This window comes from Kitasatospora sp. NPDC048365 (genome assembly GCF_043200835.1).
Taxonomy (GTDB): Bacteria; Actinomycetota; Actinomycetes; order Streptomycetales; family Streptomycetaceae; genus Kitasatospora; species Kitasatospora terrestris.
Genome location: NZ_JBICYJ010000028.1, coordinates 1 through 18,025, shown reverse-complemented (window position 1 = coordinate 18,025; position 18,025 = coordinate 1). Strand labels below are relative to the sequence as shown.

Here is an 18,025-nt window from a genome sequence, read left to right as displayed (position 1 = left end):
CGCACCCCCCTCGGCCGCCTTCGCCCGTCCCCGGGCGGGGGCGGCCGCGCCGCCGTGCCCGCAACCGTCCCAGGAGGAGCGAGAATGACCGCCACCCCCGCCCGTCCGCGCCCGGTGGCGCTGCTGCTGCCGGGCCAGGGCGCCCAGCACGCCCGGATGGCGCACGGCCTGTACCGCACCGTCCCCGCCTTCACCGACGCCCTCGACGAGGTGCTCGACCTGCTCGGCCCGGACGGCGCCGCCGTCCGCACGGACTGGCTCGCCGAGCAGCCGGCCGTCCCGCTGGACGACGTGCGCCGCGCCCAGCCGCTGCTCTTCGCCATCGACTACGCGCTCGCCCGGACGCTGCACGCCTGGGGGGTGCGGCCCGCCGCGATCCTCGGCCACAGCGTCGGCGAGGCGGTCGGCGCGGTGCTGGCGGGCGTCCTGCCGCTCGCCGACGCGGTCCGGCTGCTCGCGGAGCGGATCGAGGCGATCGCCGACGCCCCGCCCGGCGGCATGCTGGCGGTCGCCGCCACCGCCGAGGCGGTCATCCCGTACCTCACCGAGCAGGTGGTGATCGGCGCGATCAACGGTCCGCAGCAGTTGCTGCTCGCCGGGCCGGACCCCGATCTCGCGGTCGCCGAGGCCGAGTTGATCGCCTCCGGGATCACCTGCATGCGGGCCAGGGCCACCTCGGGCTTCCACAGCCCCTCGCTGCGGCCGGCCTGCCGGCGCACCCTGGCCGGCTACGACGGCGTCGAACTGCGGGCCCCGCGGACGCCGTTGGTCTCCGGCTACACCGCGGGGGAGCTGTCCGCCGGGAGCGCGGTCGACCCCGGGTTCTGGGCGATGCAGCCGGCCGAACCGGTGCTCTTCGGGCCCGCGCTGGACGCGCTGCTCGCCCGCGGCCCGCACCTGCTGGTGGAGGCCGGCCCGGGGCAGGGCCTGAGCGCCCTGGCCCGCCGCCACCCGGAGGTCGGCGGCGGCCGCTCCGCCGTCGTCCCGCTGCTCGGCTCGCGGCCCCGCACCCCGGCCGACGACCTGCAGAACCTGCTCCGCGCCGCCCGCGCGATCGAGGCCGAGGGGCATCCGGTGAGCCCGTACCACCTCGCCCCCGCATGACCCGCCGCGGCGGCACCGGCGGCGGCGCGGGCGGCGGCACCGGGCGTCCAGAGCCCGTCCAGAGCGTCTCTAGCCCGTCCTGCGAGCCTCCGGACGTCACCGAGTCGTACCGCGAGAGGAGAGCACGGATGTCCGAGCAGCAGAGGGTCGCCCTGGTCACCGGGGGCACCAGCGGGATCGGCCTGGCGGTGGCCGAGACGCTGGCCGAGCAGGGCCACGCGGTGTTCCTGTGCGCCCGCGACGCCGACCGGGTCGACACCGTAGTGGAGAAGCTGCGCGGCCGCGGCCTGGAGGTGGCCGGCACCACCGCCGACGTCCGCGACGCCGGATCGGTGAAGGCGCTGGTGCAGGCGGCCGTGGACACCTACGGCCCGATCCACGTCCTGGTGAACAACGCCGGCCGCGGCGGCGGCGGCATCACCGCCGAACTCCCGGACGAGCTCTGGGACGACGTCATCGCCACCAACCTGACCGCCGTCTTCCGGATCACCCGCGAGGTGCTGACCACCGGCGGCATGCGCGAGGCGGGCCGCGGCCGGATCATCAGCATCGCCTCCACCGGCGGCAAGCAGGGCGTGATGCTGGCGGCGCCGTACTCGGCGTCCAAGCACGGCGTGATCGGTTTCACCAAGGCGCTCGGCCTGGAGCTCGCCACCGCCGGCATCACGGTGAACGCGGTCTGCCCGGGCTACGTGGAGACCCCGATGGCGGAGCGGGTGCGCCAGGGCTACGCCGCGCACTGGGGCACCACCGAGGACGAGGTGCTGGCGAAGTTCCAGGCGAAGATCCCGCTCGGCCGCTACTCCACCCCGGAGGAGGTGGCCGGCCTGGTCGGCTACCTGGCGGGCGACCTCGCCGCCTCGATCACCGCGCAGGCCCTGAACGTCTGCGGCGGGCTCGGCAACTACTAGGCACGGAGAAGGGAAGCAGCCGTGACCACCCCTACCCTGACCACCCACCTCACCCGGCACGAGATCACCGTCCCGGCCGCGCCGGAGCGGGTGTTCGCGCTGATCGCGGACGCCGACGGCTGGCCGAACGTGTTCGGCCCCACCGTGCACGCCGAGGTCGCCGAGGACGACGGCACCGAGCAGCTGCTGCGGATCTGGGCGACCGCCAACGGCGAGGTCCGCCACTGGACCTCGCGCCGCACCCTGGACCGCACCGCCCGTACGGTCGTCTTCCGCCAGGTGGTCTCCTCGGCGCCGGTCGCGTCGATGGGCGGCGAGTGGCTGATCACGCCGACCGCGGACGGCGGCAGCCACGTCGTGCTGCTGCACGACTTCACCGCCGTGGACGACGACCCGCAGGCGGTCGCGTGGATCGAGCAGGCCATCGACCGCAACAGCGCCGCCGAGCTGGCGGCGCTGGGCCGCGCCGCGCAGCCCGGCCCGGACGGCGAGGAGCTGCGCTTCACCTTCAGCGACTCGCTGCTGATCGAGGGCGCCGCGCAGGACGTCTTCGAGTTCCTGGACCGCGCGGACGCCTGGCCGCAGCGCCTGCCGCATGTGGCCCGGCTCGACCTGGTCGAGCAGGACGGCGGCGTCCAGCACATGGAGATGGACACCCGCAGCCCCGACGGCTCGCTGCACACCACCGTCTCGGTGCGGGTGAGCTTCCCGGAGCGCCGGACCCTCGTCTACAAGCAGGTCAAGGTGCCGCCGGTGATGACCGGCCACACCGGCCGCTGGGTGATCGAGCCGGAGGGCACCGGCGTCCGCGCCACCTCCTGGCACACCGTCACCCTGGACCCGGAGGGCGTACGCACCCTGCTCGGCGAGGACGCGACCGTCGCCGAGGCCAAGCAGAAGGTCCGGCACGCGCTGGGCACCAACAGCTCGACCACGCTGCGGCACGCCAAGGAGTTCGCCGAGCAGCGCCGCGCGCGGTGACCCGACCCCTCCGCGACAGCCACGCGTCGCCCCCGGCCGCCGGTGCGCCCGGGGGTTTCGCGCTGACCGCGGACGCCCGACCCAGAACCCATCCAGCAGGAGGCAGAACCATGACGGTCAAGGACAAGGTCGCGGTGGTCACCGGCGGCGCCAAGGGGCTCGGCGAGGCGATCGCCGAGACGCTGCTCGCCGAGGGCGCCCGGGTGGTGGTGGCCGGCCGGGAGGCGGCCGCGGCCGCCCCGATCCTCGAACTCGGCGGTGATCGGGCCCACTTCCATCCGGTGGACGTCCGGGACGCCGACTCGGTGGCGGCCCTGATGGCCGCCGCCCGGGAGCGGTTCGGCGGCCTGGACATCGTGGTTGCCAACGCCGCCGTCAACGCCCCCGGCCCGGTCGAGCGGCTCACCCCGGCGCAGTGGGCGGACGCGCTGGCGGTCAACCTGAGCGGCGTCTACCACTGCCTGCACGCGGCCGCCCCGCTGCTGCGCGCGCAGGGCTGGGGCCGGATCGTCACGGTCTCCTCCGCCCTGTCGCAGCGGCCGATGGCGGGCGCCTCCGCGTACTGCGCGACCAAGGCGGCGGTCGAGGCGCTGACCCGGGTCGCCGCCCTGGAGCTGGCCGACGCCGGGGTGACGGTGAACTGCGTGTCGCCGGGCATCACCGACCGGGGGATGAGCCGGGCGCTGGCGGCCGACGAGCGGATGTGGAACATGTTCCTGCCGAAGCTGGCGGCGGGCCGCCCGGGGCGCGGCGAGGAGATCGGCCGGGTGGTCGCCTTCCTGGCCGGCGAGGAGGCCTCGTACGTCAACGGCACGGTGGTCGAGGTCAACGGCGGGATGCGGCACTGAGCCCGGCCGGCTGTCCGGCCGGCCGACGCCGAAGCCCCCTCCGCCGTTCCGGGCGGAGGGGGCTTCGGCGTTCCCGGCGTTCCGGTGTGCCGGTGTCAGATGCCGATCGGTGCGGGCTTCTCGCGCTCCGGTCCGGTGCCGGTGGCTCCGGTGCCGGCCGCCCCGCCGGAGACCGCCGTGGTGTCCACCCGCAGCGGGACCAGCTCGGTCCGCCCGGTCCCGGTTGCGGTCTTGCGGCGGCCGCGGGTGAGCACCCGCATCATCGGCTGCTCGACGCCGCGGTGCACCGCCCAGCCGAGGCCCAGGGCGACCGCCAGCAGCACCAGGTAGGCGGCGAGCAGGAGCCAGACCGGCACCGGGGCGTCCCGGTCGGCGGTGGCGCCGAGGGCGACGGCGAGCGGCTTCACCGTCGAGCCGAGGCCGATCAGCACCAGGAAGTGCACCAGGTAGAAGGCGTAGGTGAGTTCGCCCAGCTTCGCGGCCCGCCGCCCCCGCACCGGCGACCAGCTGCCGGCCAGGTCGGCCTGGGCGAGCGAGGCGATCAGGATCGCGACCGGGATCTCCACGCCGCCGACCAGCTGCAGGTAGCCGTCCAGCCACAGCTCGTTGGCGTATCCGGCGGCGAGGATCGCGAACGCCCAGCCGGCCGGGATCCGCGGCCAGGCGCGGCGCCGGACCAGGATCGCGATCGAGACGCCGGCCAGGAACTCCAGCAGCCGCATGCCGGGGAAGACGTTGGCGAACCAGCCGGTGAACGGGCCGCCGTACACGCTGGTGTCGACGAGCTCCTTGGCCGGCGGGTGGGCGACGGTGAACAGCCGGCCGACGATCGCGGGCAGCACCAGGGTGGCGAGGAACGAGGCGCCGGTGAAGATCTGCAGCGAGGAGGTCCGGGCCCGGTTCATCGCGCCGATCACCAGCGGGAAGACCAGGTAGAAGAAGACCTCGCAACTCAGCGACCAGGTCACCGGGTTGAGCGACAGCGAGTAGGTCTGGCTGGGGCTCCAGCTCTGCACCAGCAGCAGGTTGGCCAGGATCGGCTTCGGTCCGGGCAGCAGGCCGCCGCCGGCCATCAGCAGGGCGGCGAGGCCGGCGACCAGCAGGTGGCTCGGGTAGACCCGGGCGAAACGGCGGCGCAGGAAGCTGCGCACGGTGTCGGAGGGCCGCGCCGACCAGGTCAGGACGAAGCCGCTGAGCAGGAAGAACGCGCTGACGCCGGCCAGTCCGGTCCGGGTGAGCACGGTGTCCAGGACGTCCTGCAGCGGGCTGCCCTTGGACAGTTCGAGGTGGACGAAGTGCGTGGTGAAGACCAGCAGCGCGGCGAACCAGCGCAGGCCGGACAGCGACGGCAGCCGGTCGAACTGTCTGTGGGGAGGGGTGGTGGTCATGGGATGCGGCCTCTCCGTGGGGGCTCTGGGGTCCACGGAGCATCGCAGCGGGCCCTCGAATCGGGCTCGGGGCCGGAACGCGCCCGGGTGGCACGCCGTCGGCGTGCCACCCGGGCGGGTCGGAGCGGGCGAGTCAGTCGTCGACCGAGAGCGCCAGCTCCCGGTCGGCGCCGGCCGGGGAGGCCGACGCCGGTGCCTTCGCGGCGGGGGTCTCCGCGGCGGGAGCCTCCGCGACGGCGGCCTTCGGGGCGTCCTTGATGAACAGCGCCGCGATCGCGCCGAGGGCGACGATGCCCGCGCCGATCCACACGGCGGCGTGCATGCCGTCCACGAAGGCGGTCGGGCTGCCGTAGCCGCCCTGCGAGGTGAACACCGAGGCGAGCACCGCGATGCCGAACACGCCGCCCAGCTCGCGGATGGCGTTGTTGGCGCCGGAGGCGATGCCCTCCTCCTCGCGGCTGACCGCGCTGAGCGCCAGGTTGGCGGTCGGGCCGAAGAACAGGCCCATGCCGAAGCCGTTCAGCACGAAGCCGGGCACCAGTGCCGCGTAGCCGCCGGTGACGTCGGTGACCAGGGCCAGGTAGACCAGGCCGGTGGCCTGCAGGGCGAGGCCCAGGGTGACGATCAGCCGGCCGCCGAGCTTCTCGGCCAGCACGGCGCCCATCGGCGCGCCGATCAGGGTCAGGCCGGTCCAGGAGAGCATCCGCACGCCGGCGCCGAGCGCGCCCGCGCCCTGCACCTCCTGGAGGAACTGGGTGATCAGGAAGATCGAGCCGAACATGCCGAAGTACATCAGCAGCGACACCGCGTTGACGGCGGTGAAGGTCCGGTCGCGGAACATCCGCAGCGGCAGCATCGGCGCGGGGGTGCGGGTCTGCTGGACCAGGAAGGCGGCCAGCAGCACCACGCCGCCGACCAGGCTGCCCAGCACCTCGGTGGAGGTCCAGCCGGCCGCGTTGCCGCGGACCAGGCCGAGCACCACGCCGAAGAGGCCGGCGCTGGCGAGCACGGTGCCGAGCACGTCCAGCGGCCGAACCGGGCCGCGGCTCTCGGCCAGCCAGCCGGGGATCATCACCAGCATCACGATGCCGATCGGCACGTTCAGCCAGAAGATCCACTGCCAGGAGACCACGTGGATGATCAGACCGCCGATCACCGGGCCGAGGGCGACGGCGAGGCCGCCGATCGCGCCCCAGATGCCGAGCGCGCCGGCCCGCTTGTCCGGCGGGTAGGCGGCGGAGAGCAGGGTCAGGGTGAGCGGGAGGACCACCGCGGCGCCCAGGCCCTGCAGGGCGCGGGCGGCGACCAGCAGGCCGATGCCGTGGGAGAGCGCGGCCAGCACCGAGCCGGCGGTGAACACCGCGATGCCGGCCGAGAACAGCCGCCGGCGGCCGAAGCGCTCGGCCACCGCGGAGGCGGTGAGCAGCAGCACGGCGAAGGTCAGGGTGTAGGCGTTGACCGTCCACTCCAGGCCTTCGATGGTGGTGTGCAGCCCCTCGCGGATCTGCGGCAGCGCGGTGGTCACCACCAGGTTGTCGAGGGAGATCATGAAGAGCGCGACGCCGGTCACGATGGATGTCCGGGTCGGATTGCCATAGGTGGCCTCGCCCGTGGTCGGCGGGGAGTTGTCGGCCATCGAAAGACCTTTCGGTGTGGACCTGCCAGGATGACGGTTGATCCCGCTCCGAGCCTGCCGGAGCCGGCTGGAGCGGTACTCGAGTCCGGCCGGAGCGCCGTACGGCGGCCCGGCCGGAGGGGTCAGCGCACCCGCTTGCGCAGCGCGGTGCGGTCGACCTTGCTGTTGGGCAGCCGGGGCAGTGCCTCCAGGTACTCGGCCCGGTGCAGTTGCTGGTGGAGTCCCAGCAGTTCGTTGACCTCGGTGATCAGCCCGGTGGAGCGCTCGGCGCCGGGCCGGGTCACCACGAAGGCGACGGGGACGGTCTCCTCGCCGTCGGGGGCGTCGACCACGGCGCACTCGGCGACCTCGGGCCGCTCGGCCAGCACCGCCTCGATCTCGCCGGGGCAGACCAGCTCGCCGCCGCTGCGGAAGACGTCCCGCACCCGGTCCAGGAAGAACAGGTTCCCGTCCGCGTCGAGCCGGCCCACGTCGCCGGTGGACAGCCAGCCGTCGGCGTCCACCGCCTCGTCGGGCTGCTCCACCAGGTAGCCCTGCATCACGTTCGGTCCGGCCAGCTGGATCTCGCCGACCGCGCCGACCGCCAGCGGTGCGCGGGTCTCCAGGTCGACGATCCGCATCCGGCTGCCCGCCAGCGGGCGGCCGACCGAGCCCTGGCGCGGGGCGGCGGGCAGGTCCGAGGTGGCCAGCGAGGAGCTCTCGCACATGCCGTAGCCCTGCAGCACCGGCACCCCGAACTGCCCGGCCAGCGCCCGCAGGACGGCCGGGCGCAGCGGCAGCCCGCCGGTGGAGACCACCTTCACGGTGTCCAGCCGCAGGTCGACCAGGCCGGGGTGGTTGGCGAGCTGGATCAGCCGGAACGGCAGGGTGTAGAAGTGGCTCGCCCGGTACCGGTTCGCCGCCGCGAGCGAGTCGGCGACCTCGCCGCCGGAGAGCACGTGGGTGGCGCCGACCCGCATCGAGGCGTTCATGTGCATCGGGTGGTAGATCGGCAGGCCGTTGAGCACCACCGACTCCGCCGTCTGCCCGTGCGCGGTGGACAGCTGCACGGCGCCGGTCAGCAGGTTGCGGTGGCTCAGCCGGACGGGCTTGGGCATCCGGGTGGAGCCGCTGGTGAACAGCACGCACGCGGTCTGCTCGGTGAAGTCGCCCTCGGGCTGCGGGAGTTCGGGGTGGTCGCCGTCGAGCAGGGCGTGCACCGAGGGCACGCCGTCCTGCTCGGGGCCGATCAGCAGGACGTGCTCCAGCTCCGGCAGCCGGTCGCGCAGCGGCGCCAGCTTCTGCCACACCGCCGGGGTCACCACCGCGGCCCGGGCCCGGGACCTGGTCAGCACGTACTCCAGCAGCTCCGCCGGGTACAGCTGATTGGCCGGCGCCACGACGTGTCCGGCGCGCACGATGCCGTAGTACAGCGCCGGGAACTCGGCGATCAGCGCCGCCGACAGCAGCACCACCGAGCGCTCCCCGCCCAGCAGGGCCCGCAGGCCGCGGGCGTACCCGCTCGCCCGCCGGTCGGCCTCGGCGAAGGTGGTCACGCTCTCGTCGGGGACGACGACCGCCGCCCGGTCGGGGTGCGCGGCGGCGGCGCGGGCGAGCAGCCCGTCGACGCTGCCGCCGGGCACCGGCGGCAGCGGATCGCCGTGGCTGACGAAGGACGGCACGGTCACGGTTGCTCCTCAGGGCCGGGGGTTTCTGGTCGCCCCGGGCCCGGGCGGCCGGCGCGACCGGGACTCCGATCCTGGGCGCGCCGCCTCGACCCCCGCTGGACCGGCGCCTGAGCCCGGCCCGCGTCGATGCCGGCCCCAGCACGCCTCTAGCCCCCGCCCGCACGCTGGCTCCCGTCCGGCAACCGCAGAGGCGAGGAGAGGAACACCATGACGGAGCTGCTCGAGGCGGCGCAGGCGCTGCGCCCGGTGGACACCGGCCTGTACCAGGAGATCAGCCACTTCTACGCCCGCCACTTCCAGACCGTGGACTCCGGCGACGTGGCCGGCTGGGCGGGCGGCTTCACCGAGGACGGGGTCTTCGACAGCAACGTGCTGCCCGCCCCGGTCGTCGGCCGGGACACCATCGAGGCGGCCACCCACCGGAGCGAGGCCGCCCGCCGCACCACCGGCGTCCAGCGCCGGCACGTGCAGACCACCCTGGTCGCCGAGCAGGCCGGGGAGGAGATCCGCACCCGGGCGTACGTCATGGTGCTGGAGACCCTGCCCGCCTCGCCGACCACCGTCTACTGCGCGACCCTCTGCGAGGACGTGCTGGTCCGCGGCGCCGACGGCGGTCTGCTGATCCGCAGCCGCATGATCCTGCGCGACGACCTGCGCTGAGCACGGCACCGCGCACGACGAAGGGGCGGCCCCGAGGGGCCGCCCCTTCCGCGTTCCGGTCACACCGCGGAGAACGCGTACTCCGCGTACGCCGACGCCGCCGCGTCGAACTGCAGCACCACGTGGCCGGCCGCCGCGTACACGTCCCGCCAGGCCCGCTGCACCGGGTTGTCCTCGACCTGGGCGCGGGCCCCGCCGCCGCGCAGCAGCCGCTCGGCCGCCTCGGCCAGCAGGTCCGCCGCGACCGCGAAGTCGCGCGGGCTGCGGGCCAGCACCTCGGCCGAGTACGGGCCGGCGTCGGCCGCCTCGGCGGCCCGGCGCACCAGCAGGCCCGCCAGGTCGACCTCCGCGGCCGCCCGGGTGAGCGCCGTCTGCACGGCCGCCCGCTCCCGGGTCGGCCGGCCGGTCACGTCGTGCTTGGCGCAGATCCACCCGGTCCAGTGCCGCAGCGCGCCGCGGGCCGCGCCCAGCACCGGCGCGACGAAGGTCAGGCCGTTCACCAGCTTGTACGGCGCCAGGTGCGCGGGGGCCGTGCTGCCGACCGGCTCGCCCGCCAGCAGGCTGTCGTAACGGAAGGTCAGGTGCTCCGGCACCCGGACGCCGTCCAGCACCACGGTGTCGCTGCCGGTGCCGCTCAGGCCGACGTTCGCCCAGGTCGGCCTGATGTCGAAGCGGTCCCGGGGGACGGCGAAGAAGCGGAACTCGCGGCCGCCCGCGGCGTCCGTGACCAGCGCGCCGACGATCACCCAGGCGCTGCCGTGCACCCCGCTGGTGAACGGCCACTCGCCGGTCAGCAGCCAGCCCTCGGCGTCCTGCTCCACCCGGGCGCCGGGGGAGGGGACGATGCCCGAGGCGATCACGGTGTCCGGGCCGTCCGCCCACAGCTCGGCCTGGCCCTCCAGCGGCAGGTGCGCGCCGATCCGACCGGCGATCGCGTACACCGATGCGCACCAGGCGGCCGAGGCGCACCCCTCGCCGACCGTCGCCACCGCCTCGGCGAGCTCGGCGAAGGACCCGGCCGTCCCGCCCCAGCGGGCGGGCACCAGCCGCCGGGCGAACCCCGCCGCGACCAGCGCCTCCACGACCTCGGACGGCAGCCGCCGCGCCCGCTCCGACGCCAGCGCGTGGGCGGCCGCGACGTCCCGCGCCTCCACCGCCGTCAGGGTCCTCTCCACCGTCAACACGTCAGTCTCCTCTCGGTCAGCTGTCCGCTCCCCGGCCGGGGAGCGGGCCGTGCACGCTCAGCCCAGGACGGGCGCGGGCAGTTCGACGAACGCCCGGCGGTGGTACAGCAGCGGCTCGTCCGGGCCGGGGGTGACCCGTTGGACGGCGCCGATCAGGATCAGGTGGTCGCCGCCCGGCAGACGCTCGGTCAGCCGGCACTCCAGGGTGGCGGCGGCGCCGTCCAGCAGCGGCACGTCGTACAGCCCCCGCCGGACGCCGACCCCGTCGGCGAACTTGTCGACGCCGCGGGTGGCGAACCGCTCCGCGGTCCCGCGCTGCCCGCTGCGCAGGATGTGCACCGCGAACCCGGCCGCCCGCTGGAACGCCGGCCGGCACTCCGCGCCGAGGTCCAGGCAGACCAGCACCAGCGGCGGCCGCATCGACAGCGAGGTGAAGGAGGTCGCGGTGAACCCCCAGGGCCGGCCGGTGGTCGGGTCGGCGGTGGTCACCACGGTGACGCCGCTCGGCCAGCGGCCCATGGCCTCCCGCAGCTCACCCGGGTCGATCGGGTACGGCTGCACGGCGCTCACTCCGCCACGCGCGCGACGGCCCGGGTCCAGCCGGCCCCGGCCCGCGCGATCTTCACCGGGAAGCAGGTGACGGAGAAGCCGTACGGCTCGGGCAGCGCGTCGAGGTTGGCCAGCCGCTCGATCTGGCAGTACTCCTGCTCGCGGCCGGCGAAGTGCGCGGGCCACAGCACCGACCGGTCGAGGCTCTCCCGGTACCGGGTGATGATGTCGCCGAACGGGGCGTCCAGGCTGAACGCGTCGGTGCCGATCACCCGGACGCCCAGGTCGAGCAGGTAGCGGGTGGCGGAGCCGTCCAGGCCGATGAACTCGGTGAAGTAGCGCTTGGTGCCGGCCCAGGCGGAGGCGCCGGTGTTGATCAGGGCGATGTCCAGCGGCTGCGGGGCGTAGCCGATCCGGTCGAGCGCCTTGTGCAGGTCCTCCGCGTCGACGGTGGAGCGGCCGACGTCCCGGACGTCCAGGACGAACGCGGGCCGGTCGAACCAGTCGAGCGGCATCTCGTCGATGGTGCGGGCCGCCTCGCCGTCGGGGCGGGTGCCGTAGTGGGCGGGGGCGTCCACGTGGGTGCCGGTGTGAGTGGACAGGTACAGCATGTCGTTGGTGAGGAACTCGCCGCCGGGGAAGGCGTCCGGCGACAGGTCGATGCCGAAGTTCTTCCGCATCCCGTCGGTCATGTGCACCGCGCCCTCGACGGCGGACATCACCGTGTGGGTGACCGGTTCCGGCTCCCACAGCCGGGCGTCCACGGTCGAGGACAGATCGATCAGTCGCATGGTCAACTACCTCCGCGGGCAAGGGCGCCGACTGTCCCCGTGAGCCTGCGCGGAGCCGCTCGAACGCAACTGGAGCCGGCCCCGACCGGGGACCGGCTCCAGCAGTGGTGCGGACGTGTCAGCTGCTCAGCACCGGCACCGACGCGGACTCGTCGGCCCGCGCCTCGGCGCCCCGCTGCGGCGCGTACACGCACGCGGCGACCAGCAGGACCAGCGCCAGCGCGGACGCGGCGGTACGGATCGCGTGCAGGGTGTTCCAGCGGTCCTCGAAGGACTGCCGGGCGTGCAGGAAGTCGGCGGCGCTGTTGGTGGCGGCGGACGCCAGCTCGCCGTTGAGCGGGATGTTGCCGGTCGCGCTGACCACCACCGACACCAGGCAGCAGACGGCCGCCGCGCCGAGCAGCCAGGTCTGGGTGGTCGGCTGGAGCGGCTTGTGCAGCACGTAGGCGGTCACGGTGAAGACCAGCGAGCCGATGAACACCAGGAAGAACGGCACGCTGGGCACCACCTCGTTGAGGCGGCGCATCGCGGTCACGTACTGCTCGTCGCCGAGCCGGGCCAGGCCCCGGGTGACCACGACGGTGTAGCAGAAGCAGAAACCGGCGAACAGTCCGGTGGAGACCGCGGCCAGCAGCAGGACGATTCGGGACATGGCGGGTTCCAACTCCTCCGGGGGACACAGTGGTGGTCCCCATCCTGACCGCGCCGGACACCCCTCGTCGCGCCCGGCGGCGAGGTCGTGAGGAATCCACGGTTCCGCCCGTGAGAAGTGCCCGGCCCGCGCGAAGTGCCCGGCCCGGCCCCGGGAGGGGGACGGACCGGGCACCCGTGCGCGCGTCAGACCCGCACCGGCTCCTTCTCCTCGGCCTCCGCCACCGGCGCCGCCGCCGGACGGCCCCGGAAGGCGGTGAAGCCCAGCAGCAGGCTCAGCGCCATCCAGCCGAACAGCGTCGCCGCGCCCAGGTGCAGGCCGCCGGTCAGCGCCTCGTCCGCCGCCACGCCGCGACCCGCCAGCGCCGTGGTCCGGTGCTGCACCGCGGTCACCGCGACCGCCAGGCCCAGCGCGCCGCCGATCTGCGAGGAGACGTTCAGCAGCGCCGACACGGTGCCCGCGTCCGCCTCGGTGGCCTCCGCCGTGCCGACCACCGGCGTGGTGATCAGGCAGCCGACCAGGCCCACGCCGAGCAGCGCGGTGATCGGCAGCAGCGTGGTCCAGTACGAGGCGTGGGTGCCCACCGACACCAGCACCACCAGCATCACCACCAGCAGCGCGGTGCCGCCGACGTACGCGGCGCGCGGGCCGGTCCGCTCCAGCAGCTTCGGCAGCACCGGGGCGACGACCATCATCGCCAGGCAGGTCGGGATGTACGCCAGGCCGGTCCGCAGCGGGCTGTAGCCGAGCACGTCCTGCATGTACAGCGGCAGCAGGAAGAAGCACGGCAGGCTCAGCCCGCCGGTGAGCAGCTCGCCCAGGCCGCCCGCCAGCACGCTGCGCCGGCGCAGCAGCCGCGGGTCGACCAGCGGCGCGGCGCTGGACAGTTCGATCCGGGCGAACAGCGGCAGCAGCACCGCCGCGGCGGCGAACGCGCCCAGGGTCAGCGGGTGGGTCCAGCCGTGGTCGGTGGTGGAGACGATGCCGTACACCAGGCTGGTCAGGCCGAGCGTCGCGGTGACTGCGCCGGCGCCGTCCAGCGGCGGCCGCTTGCCCGGCTCCGGCCGGTGCGCGCCGACCAGCAGCAGGGCGCCGGCCACCAGCGCCACCCCGACCGGGACGTTCAGGTAGAAGGCCCAGCGCCAGCCGATCTCGACGATCGCGCCGCCGAGGATCGCGCCGACGCTCGCGCCGATCCCCAGCACCGTGCCCCAGACGCCGAACGCCTTCGCCCGCTCCCCGGGGTCGGGGAAGCTGGTCACCAGGATGGACAGCACCGCGGGGGAGACCGCGGCGGCCGCCACGCCCTGCAGGGCCCGGGCGGCCAGCAGCTGCCCGCTGCCGTCGGCGGTCCCGGCCAGCACCGAGCCGAGGGTGAAGAGCACGATGCCGGCCAGGAACATCCGGCGCCGCCCGAGCTGGTCGGCCAGCCGGCCGCCGAGCAGCAGCAGGCCGCCGAACAGCAGCACGTACAGGTTGGCCACCCACTGCAGTCCGGTGGTGGACAGGCCCAGCTCGCGCTGGACCTGGGGGGCCATCACGTTCACCACGGTGCCGTCCAGCGCGACCATGAACTGCGCCAGCGAGACGGTCACCAGCACCCACCAGCGGCGGGGGTCGGGAGCGGCGCTCACCGCGCGCCCTCCGTCCAGTGCTCGTCGACCCAGCCGACGGCGAGCTCCTCGGGGCCGGTGAACCCGGCCGGCCACCAGCCGGCCGGCGCCGGCAGGTCCGCCGGGTGCAGGCCGTACTGGCGGACTTCGTTGACCAGGACGGTCACCGCCCGGGGCGGGGTTCCGTCGCTCATGGCATGACTCCTTGGACTCGATCCGGAAGAGCGGGCCTACGCCGCGGCGATCCGCTCGATGACGGCGGCGGTGAAGGCGGCCAGCGTGCGGTGCTGCATCACCAGCCGGGTGGGCACCTTGACGCCCAGTTCGGTGCGCAGGCGGGCGGCCACCTGCATCGCGATCAGCGAGTGGCCGCCCAGGCAGAAGAAGTCGTCCTCGTCGGCGATCGCGTCGACCTTCAGCAGCTCGCGCCATGCGGCGGCGATCCGCCCGGCCGGGCCGGTGTCCTCGGCGGGCTCCTCGGCGGTGGGTGCGGCCGCCTCCTCGGCGGGCCACAGCGCGGCCAGCGCCGCGCGGTCCGCCTTGCCGGCCACGTTGCGCGGCAGCGCCGGCAGCAGGGTCCAGCCGGACGGCCGCATCCAGGACGCCAGGTGACGCTCGGCCCAGTCGCGCACCGGCGCGTCCGACCCGGTCCCGGCGGCCGGCTCGACGAAGGCGTGCAACTGCCCGTCCCGGTGCAGCACCACCACCGCGGCGACCGCCGGGGAGCCGCTCAGCACGCCCTCGATCTCGCCCAGCTCGACCCGGTAGCCGCGCACCTTCACCTGGTTGTCGGCCCGGCCGCGGTAGGAGACGGTGCCGTCCGCCGCCCGGCTCACCCGGTCGCCGGTGCGGTACATCCGCGAGCCGTCCGCCGCGTACGGGTCCGGCACGAACCGGGACGAGGTCAGGCCGGGCCGGCCCACGTAGCCGAGCGCCAGCTGCTCGCCGGTGACGAACAGCTCGCCGACCTCGCCGTCCGGCACCTCGGCCAGCCGCTCGTCCAGCACCCGCACCCCGGTGCCCGGCAGCGGCGCGCCCAGGTGCGGCTCCCGGCCGGAGACCACCGGGGTGGTCAGCACGTCGACCGTGGTCTCGGTCGGCCCGTACAGGTTGACCGCGTGCAGCACGCCCTCGTCGGCGAGCGAGCCCAACTCGGCCCACAGCGCGGGCGGCACGGCCTCGCCGCCGACCAGCAGCCGCAGGCCGGGCCGGTGCGCGCGGGCCACCTCGGTCAGCTCGGGCAGCAGCACCTGAAGGTGGGAGGGGGTGAGGTCGAACTCGTCCAGCTCCCGGTCGGCGACGAACCGGGCGAAGGCCTCGACGTCCCGGCGGGTCTCCTCGTCGATCACCACCACCGTGTCGCCGCGCAGCGCCCGCAGCCACTGCTGGACGGAGGCGTCGAAGGAGACCGACGCGTTCCAGCCCACCCGCAGTCCGGGGGCCCGGTACACCCCGGCCTGCTCCAGGCCCGCCAGCAGCGCGGCCAGGGCGCCGTGTGACACCTGCACGCCCTTCGGCCGGCCGGTCGAACCCGAGGTGAAGATCACGTACGCCGGGTGGCGCGGCCCCACCGGCACCGGCGCGGCCGGCGCCACCGCCGCCCAGTCCACCGTGTCCAGCGCCAGTACCGACGCGCCCACCGCCGACGGGAACGCCGACAGCAGCGCGGAGTGGCTCAGCACCGTCTCCACCGCGCCGTCCTCGGCGATCGCGGTCAGCCGCCGGGCCGGCTGCTCCGGGTCGAACGGCACGTACACCGCGCCGGCCTTCAGGATGCCGAGGATCGCCACCACCAGGTCCACCGAGCGCGGCAGGAACACGCCGACGGCCTGGCCGGGGCGGACGCCGAGCCCGGCCAGCAGGCCGGCCACCCGGTCGGTGCGGTCGTCCAGCTCGGCGTAGCCCAGCACCCCGTCCGGGCCGGCCACCGCCGGCCGGTCGGGCGCGACACGGGCGGCCGCGAGGAAGGTCGCCACCACCGGAATCCGGCCGTCGGGCCACTCCGGCGTGGCGAGCACGGGTCGATCGAGGGTCACAGTCATCGGGGGTTCAACTCCTCGGAAAACCGCTGCCGCGCGAGAACGGGCATGAAGCGGATCGTCACGGGGCAGGGTCGGTGCGCCGACTTGAGTCCTGCTCAAGCCGGGTGGGGGAGCATCACACTCGCCAGCGCACCGTCCACCATCAGCGAAGGGTCACCCGACCGCCGTGAAAGCCGTCCGAGTCCTCGCCGCCATCGTCTCCGCCGTCCTGATCCTGGAGCTGGGCCTCAGCTCGATCGCCGGCCTCCTGGGCATGGACGCCGGTTCCGACCACCTCTACGAGATGACCGGCCTCCACATCAGCCGCTGGGCGAGCCTCCTCAACGGCATCACCGACGGCGCCGCCGCCGCGGCCCTCGTCGTCGGCTTCCGCCGCCCGCGCTGGGCGGTCTGGGGAGGCCTCTACTTCGCCCTCTTCAACACCGTCCTGCTGGTCCTGCGCTTCCGCCACGGCCAGCACCTCGCCGACGTGACCGACACCCTGCTGTTCCTGGTCCTCTCCCTGGTGGTGGTCGTCACCCGTGCGGTCCAGAAGCCCGAGCCCGCCTCGGCGAGCTGACCCGGAAGGGGCCCTCCAGCGATGCTGTAGGGCCCCTTCCTAGCCTCCGGGTCCATCGGCCGTGACCGAACCGGCCGCCTGCACCCCAGGAGTGGCAATGCGTTGGGAGAACGTCTACGTCGCGGGCATCGGCACCTACCTGCCCGACGGGACCGTGACGGCGGCCGAGGCCGTCGCCGACGGCAGGTACGACGCGGCGAACGCCGAGGCCTCCGGCGTCCGCGCGGTGCGGGTGGCGGCCGACGACGAGCCGGGCCCGGTGATGGCGGCGAAGGCCGGCCGGCTGGCGATCGAGCGGGCCGGCGTCGCCGCCGAGGACATCGACCTGGTCCTGCACGCGTACGTCGGCCACCAGGGCCAGGAGCTCTGGAGCCCCGCGCACTACGTGCTGAACGAGACCGTCGGCGGCCGGGCCGCCGCGATCGAGCTGCGCCAGGGCTGCAACGGCGCGCTCGCCGCGACCGAGCTCGCCGCCTCGTACCTGGTGGCCCGCCCGGACACCACGGCCGCGCTGGTCACCACCGGTGACGCCTTCAAGCTGCCGCACATCGACCGCTGGTCCGCCGACGACCAGACCGTCTACGGCGACGGCGGCGCCGCGATCGTGCTCTCCAAGCGCGGCGGCTTCGCCCGGCTGCTCGCCACCGCGACCCGGTCCGAGCCGAGCCTGGAGCCGCTCTACCGCGGCACCGAGTGGACCGCCGCCCCGTTCGCCGAGGGCAAGCCGGTCGACCTGACCGCCCGCAAGGACTCCTGGCTGATGCGCAACGAGGACGCGTACGACGACGCCCTTGCGCTGATCAGCGAGAACTTCGCCGAGGTCCTCCAGGAGGCGCTGGCCGACGCCGGCACCACGCTCGCCGAGACCCAGTGGTTCGTCCACGCCAACGTCTCCCGCCAGATCGCCGAGTGGGGCTTCCACAAAGCGCTCGGCCTGGACGTCTCCACCACCCCGTACGAGTGGGGCCTGGACCACGGCCACATGGGCAACAGCGACCAGTTCATGGGCATCGACCACCTGATCGCGGAGGGGAAGCCGAAGGCCGGCGACAAGCTGGTCACCATCGGCGTCGGCATCGGCTTCATGTGGACGGTCGCCGTCCTGGAGTTCACCGAGACTCCCGCCTGGTGACCACCGTCGGACCGGACGAACGGGGAGAACCGTGACCATCACCGAGGACTTCATCACCACACCCGACCTGCGGCTGCGCACCGCCGAACTGCTGGCCGTCCGCGACTCCGTGCTGGCGGGCCCGGACCCCCGGGCCACCGAGGCCCAGCACGCCAAGGGCAAGCTGACCGCCCGCGAGCGGATCGACCTGCTCTTCGACCCGGGCAGCTTCACCGAGGTGGAGCCGCTGCGCCGGCACCGCGCCACCGGCTTCGGCCTGGAGGCGAAGAAGCCGCACACCGACGGCGTGGTGGTCGGCTGGGGCACCG

The 18,025-nt window shown here is 74.5% G+C and carries 18 protein-coding genes; 8 read left to right on the top strand and 10 right to left on the bottom strand.

From position 1 onward, the window contains the following. Window positions 1–84: 84 nt before the first annotated feature. The 4 genes from ACGFX4_RS26170 to ACGFX4_RS26155 all read left to right on the top strand — a co-directional run bounded on the left by ACGFX4_RS26170 (window position 85) and on the right by ACGFX4_RS26155 (window position 3,844). Window positions 85–1,104, top strand: coding sequence for an acyltransferase domain-containing protein (locus ACGFX4_RS26170; protein WP_393078975.1), 1,020 nt, complete (start codon window positions 85–87; stop codon window positions 1,102–1,104). A gap of 128 nt (window positions 1,105–1,232) precedes the next feature. Next, window positions 1,233–2,015, top strand: a complete 783-nt coding sequence (gene fabG / locus ACGFX4_RS26165; protein WP_393078972.1) for a 3-oxoacyl-ACP reductase FabG — start codon at window positions 1,233–1,235, stop codon at window positions 2,013–2,015. 21 nt (window positions 2,016–2,036) lie between these two features. Further along, window positions 2,037–2,996 (top strand): aromatase/cyclase, encoded by a 960-nt coding sequence (locus tag ACGFX4_RS26160; RefSeq protein WP_393078969.1) that lies wholly within the window; start codon window positions 2,037–2,039, stop codon window positions 2,994–2,996. 110 nt (window positions 2,997–3,106) lie between these two features. Further along, on the top strand, window positions 3,107–3,844 hold the full coding sequence (locus tag ACGFX4_RS26155; protein WP_393078967.1) for an SDR family NAD(P)-dependent oxidoreductase: 738 nt from the start codon (window positions 3,107–3,109) through the stop codon (window positions 3,842–3,844). A 95-nt stretch (window positions 3,845–3,939) separates the two neighbouring features. On the opposite strand, the gene ACGFX4_RS26150 is transcribed toward ACGFX4_RS26155, so the two are convergent. The 3 genes from ACGFX4_RS26150 to ACGFX4_RS26140 form a co-directional block, all read right to left on the bottom strand. Beyond that, a complete protein-coding gene (locus ACGFX4_RS26150; RefSeq protein WP_393078965.1) occupies window positions 3,940–5,232 on the bottom strand; it encodes an acyltransferase family protein in 1,293 nt (430 codons plus the stop codon). A gap of 133 nt (window positions 5,233–5,365) precedes the next feature. Next, window positions 5,366–6,868 carry an MFS transporter gene (locus tag ACGFX4_RS26145; RefSeq protein ID WP_393078962.1) on the bottom strand — a complete coding sequence of 501 codons (1,503 nt, stop codon included), beginning with the start codon at window positions 6,866–6,868 and terminating at the stop codon, window positions 5,366–5,368. Between the two features lie 122 nt (window positions 6,869–6,990). After that, window positions 6,991–8,535, bottom strand: a complete 1,545-nt coding sequence (locus tag ACGFX4_RS26140) for a class I adenylate-forming enzyme family protein (protein ID WP_393078960.1) — start codon at window positions 8,533–8,535, stop codon at window positions 6,991–6,993. Window positions 8,536–8,742: 207 nt separating this feature from the next. Between ACGFX4_RS26140 and ACGFX4_RS26135 the strand changes: the two genes are divergently transcribed. Continuing rightward, window positions 8,743–9,195, top strand: a complete 453-nt coding sequence (locus ACGFX4_RS26135; RefSeq protein ID WP_393078957.1) for a nuclear transport factor 2 family protein — start codon at window positions 8,743–8,745, stop codon at window positions 9,193–9,195. A 59-nt stretch (window positions 9,196–9,254) separates the two neighbouring features. Here the strand turns inward: ACGFX4_RS26135 and ACGFX4_RS26130 are convergent, their stop codons facing one another. The 7 genes from ACGFX4_RS26130 to ACGFX4_RS26100 all read right to left on the bottom strand — a co-directional run bounded on the left by ACGFX4_RS26130 (window position 9,255) and on the right by ACGFX4_RS26100 (window position 16,026). Further along, window positions 9,255–10,370, bottom strand: coding sequence for an acyl-CoA dehydrogenase family protein (locus ACGFX4_RS26130; RefSeq protein ID WP_393079119.1), 1,116 nt, complete (start codon window positions 10,368–10,370; stop codon window positions 9,255–9,257). Window positions 10,371–10,436: 66 nt separating this feature from the next. After that, a complete protein-coding gene (locus ACGFX4_RS26125) occupies window positions 10,437–10,940 on the bottom strand; it encodes a flavin reductase family protein (RefSeq protein ID WP_393078955.1) in 504 nt (167 codons plus the stop codon). Window positions 10,941–10,945: 5 nt separating this feature from the next. After that, window positions 10,946–11,719 carry a cyclase family protein gene (locus tag ACGFX4_RS26120; RefSeq protein ID WP_393078952.1) on the bottom strand — a complete coding sequence of 258 codons (774 nt, stop codon included), beginning with the start codon at window positions 11,717–11,719 and terminating at the stop codon, window positions 10,946–10,948. Window positions 11,720–11,837: 118 nt separating this feature from the next. Beyond that, entirely contained in the window at window positions 11,838–12,371 is a 534-nt protein-coding gene (locus ACGFX4_RS26115) for a DUF1772 domain-containing protein (protein ID WP_393078949.1), read from the bottom strand. Window positions 12,372–12,556: 185 nt separating this feature from the next. Then, complete coding sequence (locus ACGFX4_RS26110) at window positions 12,557–14,005, bottom strand: DHA2 family efflux MFS transporter permease subunit (RefSeq protein ID WP_393078946.1); 1,449 nt, start codon at window positions 14,003–14,005, stop codon at window positions 12,557–12,559. Continuing rightward, a complete protein-coding gene (locus ACGFX4_RS26105) occupies window positions 14,002–14,178 on the bottom strand; it encodes an MbtH family NRPS accessory protein (protein WP_345697182.1) in 177 nt (58 codons plus the stop codon). The genes ACGFX4_RS26110 and ACGFX4_RS26105 overlap by 4 nt, the downstream gene beginning before the upstream one ends. A gap of 36 nt (window positions 14,179–14,214) precedes the next feature. Beyond that, window positions 14,215–16,026 carry a non-ribosomal peptide synthetase gene (locus ACGFX4_RS26100; RefSeq protein WP_393078943.1) on the bottom strand — a complete coding sequence of 604 codons (1,812 nt, stop codon included), beginning with the start codon at window positions 16,024–16,026 and terminating at the stop codon, window positions 14,215–14,217. Between the two features lie 166 nt (window positions 16,027–16,192). Between ACGFX4_RS26100 and ACGFX4_RS26095 the strand changes: the two genes are divergently transcribed. From ACGFX4_RS26095 to ACGFX4_RS26085, 3 genes are all read left to right on the top strand, one after another. Continuing rightward, window positions 16,193–16,585 carry a hypothetical protein gene (locus ACGFX4_RS26095; RefSeq protein ID WP_393078940.1) on the top strand — a complete coding sequence of 131 codons (393 nt, stop codon included), beginning with the start codon at window positions 16,193–16,195 and terminating at the stop codon, window positions 16,583–16,585. Between the two features lie 97 nt (window positions 16,586–16,682). Beyond that, the gene (locus ACGFX4_RS26090; RefSeq protein ID WP_393078937.1) at window positions 16,683–17,717 is read left to right on the top strand and encodes a ketoacyl-ACP synthase III family protein; all 1,035 of its coding nucleotides are present in this window, start codon (window positions 16,683–16,685) and stop codon (window positions 17,715–17,717) included. Window positions 17,718–17,754: 37 nt separating this feature from the next. After that, window positions 17,755–18,025: carboxyl transferase domain-containing protein (locus ACGFX4_RS26085; RefSeq protein ID WP_393079116.1), on the top strand; the 271-nt coding region annotated here is incomplete at its 3' end.

Bases quoted from the DNA above. Each gene is read 5' to 3' on its own strand.
- ACGFX4_RS26170 (WP_393078975.1), top strand. From the start codon at position 85: ATGACCGCCACCCCCGCCCGTCCGCGCCCGGTGGCGCTGCTGCTGCCG.
- fabG (WP_393078972.1), top strand. From the start codon at position 1,233: ATGTCCGAGCAGCAGAGGGTCGCCCTGGTCACCGGGGGCACCAGCGGG.
- ACGFX4_RS26155 (WP_393078967.1), top strand. From the start codon at position 3,107: ATGACGGTCAAGGACAAGGTCGCGGTGGTCACCGGCGGCGCCAAGGGG.
- ACGFX4_RS26150 (WP_393078965.1), bottom strand. From the start codon at position 5,232: ATGACCACCACCCCTCCCCACAGACAGTTCGACCGGCTGCCGTCGCTG.
- ACGFX4_RS26145 (WP_393078962.1), bottom strand. From the start codon at position 6,868: ATGGCCGACAACTCCCCGCCGACCACGGGCGAGGCCACCTATGGCAAT.
- ACGFX4_RS26135 (WP_393078957.1), top strand. From the start codon at position 8,743: ATGACGGAGCTGCTCGAGGCGGCGCAGGCGCTGCGCCCGGTGGACACC.
- ACGFX4_RS26120 (WP_393078952.1), bottom strand. From the start codon at position 11,719: ATGCGACTGATCGATCTGTCCTCGACCGTGGACGCCCGGCTGTGGGAG.
- ACGFX4_RS26115 (WP_393078949.1), bottom strand. From the start codon at position 12,371: ATGTCCCGAATCGTCCTGCTGCTGGCCGCGGTCTCCACCGGACTGTTC.
- ACGFX4_RS26105 (WP_345697182.1), bottom strand. From the start codon at position 14,178: ATGAGCGACGGAACCCCGCCCCGGGCGGTGACCGTCCTGGTCAACGAA.
- ACGFX4_RS26100 (WP_393078943.1), bottom strand. From the start codon at position 16,026: ATGACTGTGACCCTCGATCGACCCGTGCTCGCCACGCCGGAGTGGCCC.
- ACGFX4_RS26090 (WP_393078937.1), top strand. From the start codon at position 16,683: ATGCGTTGGGAGAACGTCTACGTCGCGGGCATCGGCACCTACCTGCCC.